Source organism: Pseudomonas sp. TH31, assembly GCF_016650815.1.
Taxonomy (GTDB): Bacteria; Pseudomonadota; Gammaproteobacteria; order Pseudomonadales; family Pseudomonadaceae; genus Aquipseudomonas.
This window is the reverse complement of sequence record NZ_JAEKEZ010000033.1, coordinates 399,614-414,104: the sequence shown is the minus strand read 5'-3', so window position 1 is coordinate 414,104 and position 14,491 is coordinate 399,614. Positions and strand designations below refer to the sequence as shown.

The 14,491-nt window shown below is 58.0% G+C and carries 18 protein-coding genes and 1 pseudogene; 13 read left to right on the top strand and 6 right to left on the bottom strand.

Annotation, left to right across the window (positions count from 1 at the left end):
• Positions 1–316 precede the first annotated feature (316 nt).
• Complete coding sequence (locus JFV26_RS34550) at positions 317–511, bottom strand: FAD-dependent oxidoreductase (RefSeq protein WP_342215486.1); 195 nt, start codon at positions 509–511, stop codon at positions 317–319.
• A gap of 748 nt (positions 512–1,259) precedes the next feature.
• Entirely contained in the window at positions 1,260–2,099 is an 840-nt protein-coding gene (gene galU / locus JFV26_RS27615; RefSeq protein WP_201196763.1) for a UTP--glucose-1-phosphate uridylyltransferase GalU, read from the bottom strand.
• A gap of 283 nt (positions 2,100–2,382) precedes the next feature.
• Here galU and JFV26_RS27610 point away from each other — a divergent pair, with 283 nt between their 5' ends.
• Together JFV26_RS27610 and JFV26_RS27605 are read left to right on the top strand one after the other, a co-directional pair.
• Entirely contained in the window at positions 2,383–2,571 is a 189-nt protein-coding gene (locus JFV26_RS27610) for a hypothetical protein (RefSeq protein ID WP_201196761.1), read from the top strand.
• A 141-nt stretch (positions 2,572–2,712) separates the two neighbouring features.
• Positions 2,713–2,994, top strand: a complete 282-nt coding sequence (locus JFV26_RS27605; RefSeq protein WP_201196760.1) for a hypothetical protein — start codon at positions 2,713–2,715, stop codon at positions 2,992–2,994.
• Positions 2,995–3,005: 11 nt separating this feature from the next.
• Here the strand turns inward: JFV26_RS27605 and JFV26_RS27600 are convergent, their stop codons facing one another.
• Positions 3,006–3,236 carry a hypothetical protein gene (locus JFV26_RS27600; protein ID WP_054597727.1) on the bottom strand — a complete coding sequence of 77 codons (231 nt, stop codon included), beginning with the start codon at positions 3,234–3,236 and terminating at the stop codon, positions 3,006–3,008.
• Between the two features lie 71 nt (positions 3,237–3,307).
• Positions 3,308–3,664 carry a hypothetical protein gene (locus JFV26_RS27595; protein ID WP_201196758.1) on the bottom strand — a complete coding sequence of 119 codons (357 nt, stop codon included), beginning with the start codon at positions 3,662–3,664 and terminating at the stop codon, positions 3,308–3,310.
• 211 nt (positions 3,665–3,875) lie between these two features.
• Between JFV26_RS27595 and JFV26_RS27590 the strand changes: the two genes are divergently transcribed.
• The 5 genes from JFV26_RS27590 (at position 3,876) to ada (ending at position 7,060) form a co-directional block, all read left to right on the top strand.
• On the top strand, positions 3,876–4,181 hold the full coding sequence (locus tag JFV26_RS27590; RefSeq protein ID WP_101208500.1) for a DUF1883 domain-containing protein: 306 nt from the start codon (positions 3,876–3,878) through the stop codon (positions 4,179–4,181).
• A gap of 29 nt (positions 4,182–4,210) precedes the next feature.
• Positions 4,211–4,387, top strand: a complete 177-nt coding sequence (locus JFV26_RS27585) for a hypothetical protein (protein ID WP_201196756.1) — start codon at positions 4,211–4,213, stop codon at positions 4,385–4,387.
• Between the two features lie 125 nt (positions 4,388–4,512).
• On the top strand, positions 4,513–5,235 hold the full coding sequence (locus tag JFV26_RS27580) for a 2OG-Fe(II) oxygenase (RefSeq protein ID WP_201196754.1): 723 nt from the start codon (positions 4,513–4,515) through the stop codon (positions 5,233–5,235).
• Positions 5,225–5,905 carry a DNA oxidative demethylase AlkB gene (gene alkB, locus JFV26_RS27575; RefSeq protein ID WP_201196753.1) on the top strand — a complete coding sequence of 227 codons (681 nt, stop codon included), beginning with the start codon at positions 5,225–5,227 and terminating at the stop codon, positions 5,903–5,905. Before JFV26_RS27580 ends, alkB begins: the two co-directional genes overlap by 11 nt.
• 87 nt (positions 5,906–5,992) lie before the next feature.
• Positions 5,993–7,060 (top strand): bifunctional DNA-binding transcriptional regulator/O6-methylguanine-DNA methyltransferase Ada, encoded by a 1,068-nt coding sequence (gene ada, locus JFV26_RS27570; RefSeq protein ID WP_201196751.1) that lies wholly within the window; start codon positions 5,993–5,995, stop codon positions 7,058–7,060.
• On the opposite strand, the gene JFV26_RS27565 is transcribed toward ada, so the two are convergent.
• Together JFV26_RS27565 and acuI are read right to left on the bottom strand one after the other, a co-directional pair.
• Positions 7,057–7,515, bottom strand: a complete 459-nt coding sequence (locus JFV26_RS27565) for a GyrI-like domain-containing protein (protein WP_201196749.1) — start codon at positions 7,513–7,515, stop codon at positions 7,057–7,059. The two genes, ada and JFV26_RS27565, sit on opposite strands and share 4 nt — an antisense overlap.
• Positions 7,516–7,577: 62 nt before the next feature.
• Positions 7,578–8,561 (bottom strand): acrylyl-CoA reductase (NADPH), encoded by a 984-nt coding sequence (gene acuI / locus JFV26_RS27560; protein ID WP_201196748.1) that lies wholly within the window; start codon positions 8,559–8,561, stop codon positions 7,578–7,580.
• Positions 8,562–9,096: 535 nt separating this feature from the next.
• Here acuI and JFV26_RS27555 point away from each other — a divergent pair.
• The 6 genes and pseudogenes from JFV26_RS27555 to JFV26_RS27530 all read left to right on the top strand — a co-directional run bounded on the left by JFV26_RS27555 (position 9,097) and on the right by JFV26_RS27530 (position 14,474).
• Entirely contained in the window at positions 9,097–9,249 is a 153-nt protein-coding gene (locus JFV26_RS27555; RefSeq protein WP_201197024.1) for a hypothetical protein, read from the top strand.
• A 222-nt stretch (positions 9,250–9,471) separates the two neighbouring features.
• Positions 9,472–10,536: an NAD(P)H-dependent flavin oxidoreductase gene (locus JFV26_RS27550; protein WP_201196747.1), complete on the top strand. Its 1,065-nt coding sequence runs from the start codon at positions 9,472–9,474 to the stop codon at positions 10,534–10,536.
• A 300-nt stretch (positions 10,537–10,836) separates the two neighbouring features.
• Positions 10,837–11,604, top strand: a complete 768-nt coding sequence (gene modA, locus JFV26_RS27545; protein WP_242487918.1) for a molybdate ABC transporter substrate-binding protein — start codon at positions 10,837–10,839, stop codon at positions 11,602–11,604.
• Entirely contained in the window at positions 11,605–12,285 is a 681-nt protein-coding gene (modB, locus tag JFV26_RS27540) for a molybdate ABC transporter permease subunit (protein ID WP_201196746.1), read from the top strand. It abuts the gene before it with no gap.
• Positions 12,286–12,288: 3 nt separating this feature from the next.
• Entirely contained in the window at positions 12,289–13,368 is a 1,080-nt protein-coding gene (gene modC, locus JFV26_RS27535) for a molybdenum ABC transporter ATP-binding protein (protein WP_201196745.1), read from the top strand.
• A gap of 75 nt (positions 13,369–13,443) precedes the next feature.
• A pseudogene (locus tag JFV26_RS27530) lies at positions 13,444–14,474 on the top strand (DNA topoisomerase IB).
• Positions 14,475–14,491: the final 17 nt, after the last annotated feature.

Here is a 14,491-nt window from a genome sequence, read left to right as displayed (position 1 = left end):
GGCTGACCACCGCTTGTATTTTGCTCGGTGTGATGCTACCTCACTTATTAACGCCATTAACCAAACTCCTTACTATCCACAAAAAATTCACGAGACATTTTGCAATACTCCCGCGAAACGAACCCTGCGCACTTCCTTGGCGAGGATGTAGCCAACTCAGTAATGAAAAAATGTGCTGGTAATCGACAGCCCTCGAATTCAAACGCGCACCCAACGTATTTGAAGCGTCCTGCAGGTCGCTTCTAAAGTGGTCGCAATCCTGATCACCAACATTTATCGTCTACCCCCCCGCAGAGGACGAACCGGTGGGCTGGGCTTAAGCCACTCCATCTTGCGTGGGACCGCTTGTTATTTCTCCGAAGCATCCATTCATCGCTCCGACAGCCTTTGACGCTGCATTTGTACGATCTGTCTCACCGACTCGACAGACACTTAAACCTCGCGCGGACAACTCATACGCGATTGACCCACCCACTGCTCCTGCACCCACAACAATGACGTCGAACTCCATGTTTTGACCTCAGAAGATTACCCGCAATGTAGGAAAAAAATTAACATCCCTTCCATTCGAAAACAGAACATTTCTATAATTTATTTACATTGCAGTTCAATCGACTATTTGTTTCATATTGTGCTCTTGGAATAAATTCACACATCTTGCAAATCAAGCTTAATATCAAGACATCAGCTCTGAAGCCACGAGTTATCCAGTCAACTTAAAAGAAACAGCAACTTTTGAAACAGTTATAGCTACAAAACCAGTACAATTTAATGGCCACATAAAGCGACCATCACAGATTCCGTGAAAACCTGACAACCAGCCTGGCGACTCGGATTTGATCGCAGGCAAGTGTGTGGCGATCGAAGGCTAAGCTTCAGGCGGTCGCGTCATCGCGGCGCCATATAAGTTTGAACAGGCTCAAACGCCTGTAAGACTAGATGGATAAGCCTATCACTCAGTATCCGTTCGAACGGGATGACCCTTTTGAGACATCACGCAGTGGCTGTTTAATGACAGGCACTTCCCACTTCGATAACTTGAAAAAACGAGAGCGAAAATGGCCTTGGCGGTGGTGGGCACCCACAACCCCAAGCACGCGATTAACGGACTGGGCGCACGTCAACGGATGGCGTTGATGGAGTGAATAGCCTTTTTTGCCTGTCGTCCGCACAAAAGCAAACGCCCCGAACAAGTCGGGGCGTTTACCTGGAACACCTTCAGCGTGTTTTCACACGTGAAACAACTGGGTCAAGCGCTATCAGTAAGCCTTGCCAGTCTTGTAGAAGTTCTCGAAGCAGAAGTTGGTTGCTTCGATGTAGCCTTCAGCACCACCGCAGTCGAAACGCTTGCCTTTAAACTTGTAGGCAATCACGCAACCGTTTTGCGCCTGCTTCATCAGGGCGTCGGTGATCTGGATCTCGCCGCCCTTGCCTGGCTCGGTTTGCTTGATCAGGTCGAAGATGTCCGGCGTCAGGATGTAACGACCGATGATTGCCAGGTTCGACGGTGCATCTTCAGGCGCTGGTTTTTCAACCATGTTGCGAACGCGGTACAGGTCATCGCCGATCAGGTCGCCAGCAATTACGCCGTACTTGTTGGTTTCCTGCGGGTCGACTTCCTGGATTGCAATGATCGAGCAGCGGTACTGCTTGTACAGCTTGACCATCTGGGTCAGTACGCCGTCGCCTTCGAGGTTGACGCACAAGTCGTCCGCCAGCACCACGGCGAACGGTTCGTCGCCGATCAGCGGACGACCGGTCAGAATCGCGTGGCCCAAGCCTTTCATTTCAGTCTGGCGCGTGTAGGAGAACGAGCAGTTGTCGAGCAGTTTACGGATGCCGACCAGGTACTTTTCCTTGTCCGTACCCTTGATCTGGTTTTCCAGCTCATAGCTGATGTCGAAGTGGTCTTCCAGAGCGCGCTTGCCACGACCGGTCACGATGGAAATTTCGGTCAAGCCTGCGTCCAGTGCTTCTTCGACGCCGTACTGGATCAGTGGCTTGTTTACCACCGGCAGCATTTCTTTGGGCATGGCTTTAGTCGCTGGCAGGAAGCGAGTACCGTAACCGGCTGCTGGGAACAAGCATTTCTTGATCATATAAGTCCTTGAAAGGGCTGTGTTGTACGAGTTTCGGCGCAGTCTAATCAGGCGGCGCGCACCTTACAATGCCCCGCACTGGCTAACCGATGCCATCATAGAGAAATATTCTGGCGGATAGTTCCGCAAGTCGTTCCGTTGCCTATTAATAGATAGCAGAGACCCGGCATTGTGCACCGTCTTCAACTCGGCGCAGAATCTGCACCACCATACGCCCATCAGCACCTGTTGAGTGCATTTGGCGGTATCATGGCGCGATTGAACCAGCCAACGAGGCAGATAGATGTCGGTAGCAAAAAGCGTCAACGGGTACCTGATCAATCAGGCGAAAGACGGCCAATGGTGGGTAGACAGCGTTGCTGGCGAGAATATCGCCGGACCTTTCCCGACCGAAGCGTTGGCGATTGAAGTGGCATCGGTGTTGCAGGATCAACCTGCTGGCCCAAAGCGGCGCGGCAAGGACAAACCCTGAACGGTTCCTGAAGCGAACGCAGCCCTGCCTTGAAGCAGGGCTTTTTTATGGTTTATTTTCGCAGGACTGGCCACTCGCCATAACCTTTCGATACCGGCGCTGTCACAGCGTTTAGCCCTCTCCCTTAACGACGATAACGACATGAACAAATTTCTGGCACTGATTGCGGTACTGGCGTTGACTGGCTGCGCCACATCAGAAAGCACTTACCTGAAAAACGGCGAGCAGGGCCTGAGCATCGACTGTTCCGGAGAAGCCAACTCCTGGGCCACCTGCTACGAAAAAGCCGATGACTCGTGTGCTGGCACCGGCTACCGGATCGTCAGCACCAACGGCAGCCCCGCCACCAAGGAAAGCGACAAGACCCTGGGCGTGGATGTCGGCAACTTCAAAAATCGCAGCGTGGTGGTGGTCTGCAAGTAAGGCGCCCTGCCCTACATGTGGATTTCGGCAAACTTGATCCCGAGGCCGCGCACGGTTTCGATCAAATCGTCCAGGCGACTGAATGATTCGACTTCATCGTTTTCATCCACCAAAAAATAACTGCGCCCGGCGCTCTTCTTGAAAAACACGATCCACTCTCCCGAGTTCGCCGGATTCTGAATCACGTGGGTGGCAGAGATATGACCCTCTGCATGGCGCTCCCGTACTTGCTCTCGCTTCATGCGTGACTCCAGAAATGACAATGCCGCCAAAGCAACGCTTTGGCGGCATCAGGCTGACTGTCGATAGTCTATCAGCCGGAAATGCACACATTGGCGGCAGCCTGTACATCCTTCGGACGTATTGGCACGTTGGACATGCGTTCATGCAACTTGATGCTGCTGCCGCTGGAGCGCTCCTCGATATCGAAGACGGCCGCCGGCCCCGAGGAAAATTTGCCGGGTACGATCACGCGCACACCGTCCTTGTGCGGCTCAAGCTGCAAGGCGCCACGGCTGGACGCCAGCTTTTCGACCAGGCATTGCGCATATTCATGGGGCTTCTTACCTGAGATCACGCTCATGGTCGGCAGTGTCTCGTTGATTTCTGCGACGTTTGCACAACCATTCACCGCCAATGCCAAAGGCAGGACCAGAACACCCCATTTCATACAAAACCTCCGATAAAGACCCTCCGACAGCGTAAATGCTGTTTTTCTCCGAGGCTCATTGCTTTTATCGCTCATAGAATTCCGAATAACTGTTTTTAATTGTCAAACACGACGCCGACAGCCGGATAATAACCCGTTCGGGCTGATAAACTGCGCCAATTGCCCTGCTATCGTTTTGATTTTGTAGAAAAAGCCCTTCTGGAGGCGCCTCATGAAATTTATCCACCAGCGCGAGCACCTCAATGAGGACGACATTGTCGTCATCCAGTGCTCCCAAACCTGCAACATCCGCTTGATGAACGACGCCAACTTCCGCAGTTTCAAGAATGGCGGCCGTCACACTTACCACGGCGGAGCGTTCGACACCTTCCCGGCACGAATTACTGCACCGAGCACCGGTTTCTGGAACATCACCATCGACATGGTCAACAGCCGCAAGGCCATCAGCGTAACGCGCAAGCCAACCCTGACCCACTCGATCAAGATCGTCCGCCGCTCCAGCACAAAACTGAGCTGAGTCGCGCCCATACACGCAAACAGGCAGTCATGACCGTGACCCAAACGACCAAGTACGTCATCAAATACAAACTCAACGGCGAACGTCGCTTCGAATTTGCCCAGCTTGAAAAGGGTACTGAAGAAGAAGCCAAAAACGCTCTGGACGCAATTCACGGTTCAAGCGAAGACGTGATCAGCGACATCAGCGTCAGCAAAGCGCTGTAACGAGATCGGGAGCGGCAACATGGACGTCTGCTCCCCCGCCTGACATTCGACCGCAAGCGCCGGAGTGTTCGCTCAATCGGCGCGCCCCAGACTGGCCACCTCACCATTGGTCAAGGCGCCAGAACATGTCTACTTTCCCGACACTCTCTATCGACGGCACTTGTGCGCCGGACTGGCGCCTGCTGGAACAACAACTCGATCAGGACGGCTGCGCCATCATCCGCTCGTTGTTGAGCCACGAGGCTTGCGACAACGTGAGCGCGCTCTACCCATCGCACGAGCCATTCCGTTCACAGGTGATGATGGCCCGTTACGGTTTCGGGCGCGGAGAGTACAAGTACTTCAAATACCCGTTACCGGCCACGGTCGCCCGGTTGCGCAGCACGCTCTACCCGCGTCTCGTGCCCATCGCCAATCGCTGGTACGAGCACATGGACCTGACGACCCGTTTCCCCGCCAGCCACGAAGCATTCCTCAAACGTTGCCATGCCGCCGGTCAGGAGCGGCCGACACCGTTGTTGCTGCAATATGGGCCAGAGGACTACAACTGCTTGCATCAGGACCTTTACGGCGAACACGTTTTCCCACTGCAAGTGGCGATTCTACTGTCAGAGCCGGATGACGACTTTACCGGCGGCGAATTCGTGCTGACTGAGCAGCGCCCGCGCATGCAGTCGCGCCCCCAGGTGATTGGCCTGAAGAAAGGCGACGGACTGATCTTCGCCGTCAACCAGCGCCCGGTCAAAGGCGTTCGCGGTTATTACCGCGTGACCCTGCGCCACGGCGTCAGTCGCCTGCACAGCGGAAAACGGCATACCCTTGGAATCATCTTTCACGATGCGCCATGACCCCATGACCCCGACCACCCACGATTTATTCGCCGACCTCGAGCCCGAGCAGCCGCCCCGGCGCCAGCAGATCGGTGAACAGTCCTACGTCCTCAGAGGTTTTGCCCTGCCCCTGATCGACCGACTGTTGCCGGCACTGGCCCAGGTTCTGGCGGCCGCGCCGTTTCGGCAAATGGTCACGCCCGGTGGTTTTACCATGTCGGTGGCCCTGAGCAGTTGCGGCACGCTAGGCTGGACCACCGACCGCAACGGCTATCGTTACACCCGCCATGATCCGCAAACCGGGCAACCCTGGCCGGAGATGCCCGAGGTGTTTTTCGAACTGGCGCAAACGGCAGCGCGGGAAGCAGGATTTGCGCACTTTGTGCCAGATTCCTGCCTGATCAACCGCTACATTCCAGGAGCCAGGATGTCATTGCATCAGGATAAAGACGAAGGCTCCTACGCCGCCCCCATCGTTTCAGTGTCCCTGGGCTTGCCGGCGATTTTTTTGTTTGGCGGTTTCGAACGCAGCGACAAGAGCCAGCGGGTGCCGTTGTTTCACGGTGACATCGTGGTCTGGGGTGGCGTCGATCGTTTACGTTATCACGGCGTCTTGCCGATCAAGGACGGGCAGCATCCACAGCTTGGCGAGCAGCGAATCAATTTCACCTTTCGTGTCGCTGGATGAAGCTGTCGAATTCGACCGCAAGACCCGGAGTGTCGCCTCCGCAGCGGTTGCTTAATCTGTTTGAAACCCGTCAACGGACATGAAGCCATGACCACTTCTTCGAACACGCTTGTTACCGAAAACGACCCGCGCTGGGCCGCCGTTGTTGCACGCGACCCGTCGGCTGACGGGCAATTTGTCTACGCCGTGAAAACCACCGGCATCTATTGCCGCCCCAGCAGCCTGGCACGCTTGCCGAAACCGCAGAACGTCGAGTTCTTCGAAACGGCCGAGCAGGCCCAGGCAGCGGGTTACCGCCCCAGCAAACGCACTGCAAAGGATCAAACTGACGTCGCCGCCCAACATGCCGCCACGGTTGCGGCGGCCTGCCGCCAAATCGAATCGGCCGAGAACCTGCCTGCACTGAGTGAACTGGCCGACGCCGCAGGCCTGAGCAGTTTCCATTTCCATCGCGTGTTTAAAGCCGTTACCGGCCTGACGCCCAAGGGCTATGCCACCGCCCACCGCTCACGTCGGGTTCGCGAGCGTTTGAGCGATGGCGGCTCGGTGACTGACGCCTTGTATGACGCGGGCTTCAATTCCAACAGCCGCTTCTACGAAGCCGCCGATCAATTACTGGGCATGAAGCCCGGCGACTACCGCGCCGAAGGCCAGAACAACGATATTCGTTTTGCCGTCGGCCAGTGCTCCCTCGGAGCGATTCTGGTGGCGCAAAGTGATCGGGGTGTCTGCGCAATTCTGCTGGGTGACGACCCGCACCAATTGGTGTGCGATCTGCAGGACAAGTTTCGCCGGGCCAACCTGATTGGCGCCGATCCGGGGTTTGAGCAACTGATCGCCCAGGTTGTCGGTTTCATCGAAGCGCCGGCCATCGGCCTGGACTTGCCGCTGGACGTGCGTGGTACGGCGTTTCAGGAGCGTGTCTGGCAAGCCTTGGGCGAGATTCCCGTCGGCAGCACCGCCAGTTACGCCGACATCGCGCAGCGCATCGGCTCGCCAAAAGCAGTGCGCGCCGTGGCCCAGGCCTGCGGTGCGAACAGCCTTGCAGTGGCGATCCCGTGTCACCGAGTGGTACGCAGCGACGGCAACCTGTCGGGCTATCGCTGGGGCGTGGAGCGCAAGCGGCAGTTGCTGGATCGTGAAGCGCTGCTTTAGGCGATGCCGATGTACACCGCCACGGTTTCCGGGGCGGTGTAAGCCTCAAAGTCGGTGGCGAATCGGCGCTTGATCTGTGGGTTGGCCTCAAAATAGCCCCAGATTTGTTGCCAGGCACCGATAACCGCATCAGGCATCGGCCCCTTACCCGCGAACACCAGATACTGGCCGTGTTCGATCCGGATCGTCTCGTAATCTGGCGCGGGAGTCTGGACAGCCATCCCGGCTGTAACATCAAACTCGCCCGAGGCATCGGATTCGTACCCGGAATACACGCCGTAGGCCGGCGAGGCGGGTTGCTGCGGCGCAATACGATCAATCAATCCTTCGCTGAAGAAGCGCCCCCACATTGGCCCGATCTTCGCCGTTTCAGCGGTTTGCTCGGCGTTATTGCGGGTGCGCACCTTCAGCCCCGAAACGCTGAATTGATCCACATAAACCTGTTCCACTTCCATTGCCGCGCCACTCCTTTGATTGAGATTTGCGGCTTTGACGAGCCGCAACGGCGCCTACATTGTCAGCGATTAACGTCGACGACAACCCTTCCCCGCAACTGCCCGGCGAGCAATCGCGGCGCCGCTTCGATCGCGTCACTCAAGCCGATTTCGTGGCTGATCAGCGGCAACAAGGCGAAGTCCAGGTCCTCGGCCAGGCGATTCCAGGCCAGAACCCGCTTGGCTTTAGGCTGGGTCACACTATTGATCCCGGCGAGGGTTACACCGCGCAAAATGAACGGGGCAACGGAGGCCGGAAAATCCATCCCTTGCGCCAGGCCACACGCGGCGACGGTGCCATTGGCCTTGGTGCTGGCGCAGGCGTTGGCCAAGGTGTGGCTGCCGACCGAATCGATCACGGCGGCCCAACGTTCCTTGGCCAAGGGTTTACCCGGTTCGGACAGAGTCGCGCGATCAATGATCTCACTGGCGCCCAACTGTTTGAGGTAGTCGTGCTCCGAAGTGCGGCCAGTCGACGCCACCACCCGATAGCCAAGCTTGCTTAATAGAGCGATGGCAAAACTGCCGACCCCGCCATTGGCGCCGGTTACCAGCACTTCACCTTGCTCCGGCGTTACGCCGTTGTGCTCAAGCGCCAGGATGCTGAGCATCGCCGTGTAACCGGCCGTGCCGATTGCCATGGCCTGAGCCGTCGTGAAGGCCTTCGGCAATGGAATCAGCCAGTCGCCATTGAGTCGCGCTTTCTGCGCCAATCCGCCCCAATGACCTTCGCCTACTCCCCAGCCGTTGAGCAGGACCTGGTCACCGACCTTGTAGTCCGGGTGCTCACTGACTTCGACGCTGCCTGCCAGATCAATCCCCGGCACCATGGGGAATTTTCGCACCACCGGACTGCTGCCGGTGATCGCCAGGCCATCCTTGAAATTCAGCGTGCTGTACGCCACACGCACTGTCACGTCGCCCTCGGGCAGTTGATCCTCGCTGATCTCTTGCAGCGTGGCCCGGTAACCGCTGTCGTCTTTGTCGATCAAAATGCCTTTGAACATCGCTGTCTCCAATGGATTCGTTGAAGGAGTGGTGTCATTGAAATAACACAAAGCAATACATAGCCCTACCCGACTTTCATCCAGTCCCTAAATCCACCGAGCATTTGCGAAACCGGCGGCTATGCTTTTTCGCGGCCCTGAAATACCTGAAAAACCGCCCCGTCAATGGAGCTGACAATGCCTTACCAGCCCCCACCACCGGCAACACCACCCAGTACAAAGGTGTCCAAGGGCGCAACGGCAGCGCCGCCAAGATCGGCGACAATGTCTACGCCGGGCATGACGGTAACGTCTAAAAAAAGACCGACGACGGCTGGCAGTCGATGGTCAAGGGCGGTACTACTCGGGTCAATCCTGCAAATGCCCAGCAGGTTCAGAACCTCAACCGAGAATCAGCGGCGCGCTCTGCCGGCAACGAACGCTTCAACAACTATCACAACTCTTCCCAGGTCATGAATCGCTCGTTTGGCGGAGGAGGTGGCGGCGGACTGCATCGTCGTTGAAATCCCGTTGAATAACCGTTGAAGGGGCTGTCATGTTTCCTTTTATCAAAACCACAGTGGTCGGGGGGCTGCTGTTCATCCTGCCGCTGGTGCTGTTCTTTTTGCTGCTGGAAAAAGCCGTGCGCCTGCTGCGCGGACCGACTCACAAATTGCTGCCGATGTTTGCCGAGTACAGTGTCGCCTGACTGATCTGGCGTGGATGCCGGTACTGGCCTGTGTCCGTCGTAGCGGCCATGGTGCTCTTGCACTCGCTGCACCTTGGCTGCCCAAGGCATAACTGCGACTCGGACCTTTCAGAAAAACCGACGTTAACCATGCAGAAAAACCAACTGGCCTGGCAGCCATCATTGCTGATACAAACCGGCACTACCGTCCCTGCCCTGTTTTGACGTCGGAGAAGCTTTCAAATGAGCCAATGGCCAGACACCCGCATCCTTGACCTGCTCGGGATCGAACTGCCGATCATTCAGGCGCCCATGGCCGGCGCGACCGATTCATCAATGGTGATTGCCGTGAGCAACGCCGGCGGCCTGGGCTCGATGCCCGCCGCGATGTTGAGTATCGAGCAGTTGCGCGAAGAGCTGAAAACCATTCGCCAGCACAGTCAGCACCCCTTCAACGTCAACTTCTTCTGCCATCAACCACCAGCCGCCGATGAGCAAAAGGCCCGGGACTGGAAAAACCTGCTGGAGCCGTACTATCGCGAACTGGGCATCGATTTCGACGCGCCGACGCCGGTGTCCAATCGTGCGCCATTCGATGACGCGGCTTGCGCAGTCATCGAGGAATTTCGTCCGGCGGTCGTGAGTTTTCACTTCGGGCTGCCTGAGAAATCGCTACTGGATCGGGTAAAAGCCACCGGCGCAAAGATTCTGTCATCGGCGACGAACGTTGAAGAAGCGGTCTGGCTGGAGCAACACGGTTGCGACGCGATCATCGCCATGGGTTACGAGGCGGGCGGCCATCGCGGGATGTTTCTCAGTAATGACTTAAGCACTCAGGTGGGCACTTTTGCACTGGTACCGCAGATTGTCGATGCGGTGAAAGTGCCGGTGATTGCCGCTGGCGGGATTGGTGATGCTCGAGGGATTGCCGCAGCGTTTCAGTTGGGCGCCTCGGCGGTTCTGGTGGGTACCGCGTATTTGTTCACCCCGGAAGCCAGGATCAGCGCGGCCCACCACAAGGCGTTGCGCACGGCCAAGGACAGCGAGACGGCAGTCACCAATCTCTTTACCGGGCGCCCGGCTCGGGGAATTCTGAATCGGGTGATGCGTGAACTGGGGCCTATGAGCGACAAGGCGCCAGCTTTTCCATTGGCCGGTGGTGCACTGATGCCGTTGCGGGCCAAGGAACCGGCGCAATTCGCCAACCTGTGGGCTGGGCAGGCGTTCAGGTTGGGTGTTGAACTGACCACCGAAGAGCTGACAAAGCGTCTGGCTGAAGAAGCCCTGACCCGACTGACTCGTCGCTAACCTGCTGTAGCAGCTGCCGAGCCTGGCGAGGCTGCGTTCGGCCGCGAAGCGGTCGTGAAATCAGACGGAGCGGAGTTTCAGTTACACCTTGTATATAGGTTTCACGACCGCTTCGCGGCCGAACGCAGCCTCGCAGGCTCGGCAGCGGCTACAACGATCGTGCATACCCTCAAGTAGCACACGTTCCGTTTACCGGCATTTCGCTATATATTCCGATATATAGCGTTTCACCCCTCGCATCGGCGCAGTTCGCCCCCTATAAAAACTGCCCACTGCACTCGCCTACCACGGAGCTGTTTCATGACCATTCGTGCCTCACGTTTTGCCCCTACTTGCCTGGCGAGCCTGCTCGCTGTATTCGCTTTCGGCTCGGCCCAGGCGGATGAAGTCCAGGTGGCTGTCGCCGCCAACTTCACCGCGCCGATCCAGGCGATCGCCGCCGATTTCGAAAAAGACACCGGGCACAAACTGGTAGCCGCCTATGGCGCGACCGGTCAGTTCTACACCCAGATCAAAAATGGCGCGCCGTTCGAGGTGTTCCTCTCGGCAGACGACACCACACCGCAAAAACTCGAAACCGAAGGCGACACCGTCAAAGGTTCGCGTTTCACCTACGCCATCGGCACCCTGGCGCTGTGGTCGGCCAAGGACGGTTACGTCGATGCCAAGGGCGACGTGCTGAAGAAAAACCAATATCAGCACCTGTCCATCGCTAACCCGAAAGCCGCGCCGTATGGCCTGGCTGCGACTCAGGTGCTGGCCAAAGAAGGCCTGACCGACAAGGTTAAAGACAAGATCGTCGAGGGCCAGAACATCACCCAGGCTTACCAGTTTGTCTCCACCGGCAACGCAGAACTGGGCTTCGTGGCCTTGTCGCAGATCTACAAAGACGGCAAAGTCACCAGCGGTTCGGCCTGGATCGTTCCGGCGAGCATGCACGACCCGATCAAACAAGACGCGGTGATCCTCAACAAAGGCAAAGACAACCCGGCCGCCAAGGCACTGGTTGAATACCTCAAGGGTCCGAAAGCCGCTGCTGTCATCAAGTCCTACGGTTACCAACTCTAAATGACGCTATCGAGTGCCGATTTTTCCGCGATCTGGCTGACCCTGAAACTGGCGTCGCTGACGACCGTCATCCTCCTGGTTATCGGTACTCCGATTGCGTTATGGCTGTCGCGCACCCGTTCCTGGTTGCGCGGCCCGGTCGGGGCGATCGTCGCCCTGCCCCTGGTGCTGCCACCCACAGTGATTGGCTTTTATCTGTTACTGGTGCTCGGGCCGCACGGCTTCGTCGGTCAGTTCACCCAATCACTGGGGCTGGGCACCCTCACTTTCAGTTTTGCAGGGTTGGTGATCGGCTCGGTGTTGTATTCGATGCCGTTTGTGGTGCAACCGCTGCAAAACGCCTTTTCGGCCATCGGCACTCGCCCGCTGGAAGTCGCGGCAACCTTGCGCGCCAATCCGTGGGACACATTTTTTAGCGTGATCCTGCCGCTGGCCCGTCCTGGTTTCATCACCGCCGCCATTCTCGGCTTCGCCCATACGGTCGGCGAATTCGGCGTGGTGCTGATGATCGGCGGCAATATTCCAGGCAAGACCCGCGTGGTCTCGGTGCAGATCTACGATCACGTCGAAGCCATGGAATACGCCCAGGCCCATTGGCTGGCCGGGGCGATGCTGGTGTTCTCTTTCCTGGTGTTGCTGGCGCTCTACTCCAGCCGTAAAACCAAAGCGGGCTGGAGCTGATCGATGATTCAAACACGCCTGAAATTGAGTTATTCGGGGTTCGCCCTGGATGTGGATCTGCAATTGCCTGGCCGTGGCGTCACGGCACTGTTCGGCCACTCCGGCTCGGGCAAAACCACCTGCCTGCGCTGCATTGCCGGCCTGGAGCAAGCCGGAGAAGGTTTCATCCAGGTCAACGATGAGGTCTGGCAAGACAGCAGCAAGAAGATTTTCGTCCCACCCCATAAACGAGCGGTCGGTTACGTCTTTCAAGAGGCAAGCCTATTTGCACACCTGTCGGTGTTGGCCAACCTGGAGTTCGGCCTCAAACGTATCCCCAGACAGCAACGCCGGGTCGATATGGCGCACGCCACCGAACTACTGGGCATCGGCCATCTGCTGGACCGGCATGCGCAGCACCTGTCCGGCGGCGAACGCCAGCGCATCGGCATCGCTCGCGCCCTGCTCACCAGCCCGAAACTGTTGCTGATGGATGAGCCGCTGGCGGCGCTGGACAGCCAACGCAAAAACGAAATCCTACCGTATTTGCAACGGCTGCACGATGAACTGGACATTCCGGTGCTCTACGTCAGCCACTCCCAGGATGAAGTCGCACGGTTGGCTGACCATATTGTCCTGCTCAGTGAAGGCAAGGCCCTGGCCAGCGGCCCGATCGGCGAAACCCTGGCCCGCCTCGATCTGCCGTTGGCACTGGGTGACGACGCCGGCGTGGTGATCCAGGGCCACGTCAGTGCCTATGACGCTGGCTATCAACTGCTGACCTTGCAACTGCCGAACACCGCCCTGAGCATTCGTGTGCCCCATTCGCCAATGACCGAAGGGAAAGCCTTGCGCTGCAAGGTGCAGGCGCGTGATGTCAGCTTGAGCCTGCACAGCGTCGAACACAGCAGCATTCTCAATCGTCTGCCAGTCACAGTGGTCAGTGAGCTGGGCGCCGACAATGCGGCCCACGTGCTGATTCGCCTCGAGGCTGACGGCACACCGCTGTTGGCGCGGATCACCCGCTACTCCCGCGATCAACTGGGCATCCATCCCGGCCAGCAACTTTGGGCCCAGATCAAAGCGGTAGCAGTACTGGCCTGAAATCGTTGGCACCACGGCGACAGCGCGCGGTCAATGGCTGTACAAGCCCTCGAACTGCTGCCCAGGACCACCGCCATGCCCGATACCGCGCCGACCGATGTGCTGCCGCCCGACCTGCATTACGTCGATGACACTCAGCCCGGCATTACCCGTAAGAAACTGCGCGGCAAGTTCTGTTACTTCGATCCGGCGGGTCAACGCATCAGCGACTCTGCCGAAATCAAACGCATCAACGCCCTGGCAGTGCCGCCGGCCTACACCGACGTGTGGATCAGCGCCGACCCGCGCGGCCATCTGCAAGCCACCGGCCGCGATGCCCGGGTCGCAAGCAATACCGCTATCACGTGCGCTGGCGCGAGGTGCGCGATGCCGACAAGTACTCGCGCCTCAGGGATTTTGGCCTGGCCCTGCCGAAACTGCGCAAACAACTGGAAGCCCTGCTGGCAGCGCCTGGCTTCAGCCGCGAAAAGGTCATGGCCACGGTTATCACGCTGCTCGATGCGACGCTGATCCGCGTCGGCAACACCCAATACGCCCGGGACAACCGTTCCTATGGCCTGACCACCCTGCGCAATCGGCATGTCGAGGTCAATGGCAGCGCAATCAAGTTCCAGTTTCGCGGCAAAAGCGGCGTCGAACATCAGATCACCGTGAAAGACCGGCGCCTGGCGAGGATCGTCAAGCGCTGCCTGGAAATCCCTGGGCAAAACCTGTTTCAGTACCTGGACGAAAACGGCGAGCGCCACACCGTGAGCTCCTCCGACGTCAACGCCTACCTGCAAACCCTCACCGGCGCCGACTTCACCGCCAAGGACTACCGCACCTGGGCCGGCAGCGCTCTGGCGTTGGCGCTATTGCGAGAACTGCAATGGGAGCCGGAATCCGACGCCAAGCGGCATGTGGTGGAGATGGTAAAAAACGTCGCCAAGCAGTTGGGCAACACCCCGGCGGTGTGCCGCAAGTGCTATATCCACCCGGCGGTGGTGGATGGGTTTCTACTCGGTGCATTGGCCCAATTGCCTCGGCCGCGGGTACGAAAAGGGCTCAGGGCCGAAGAAGTCGGACTGGCGATGTACCTGGAGAACATGCTCACCGCCGCGCCTTAGACGCCATATTTCCCGTA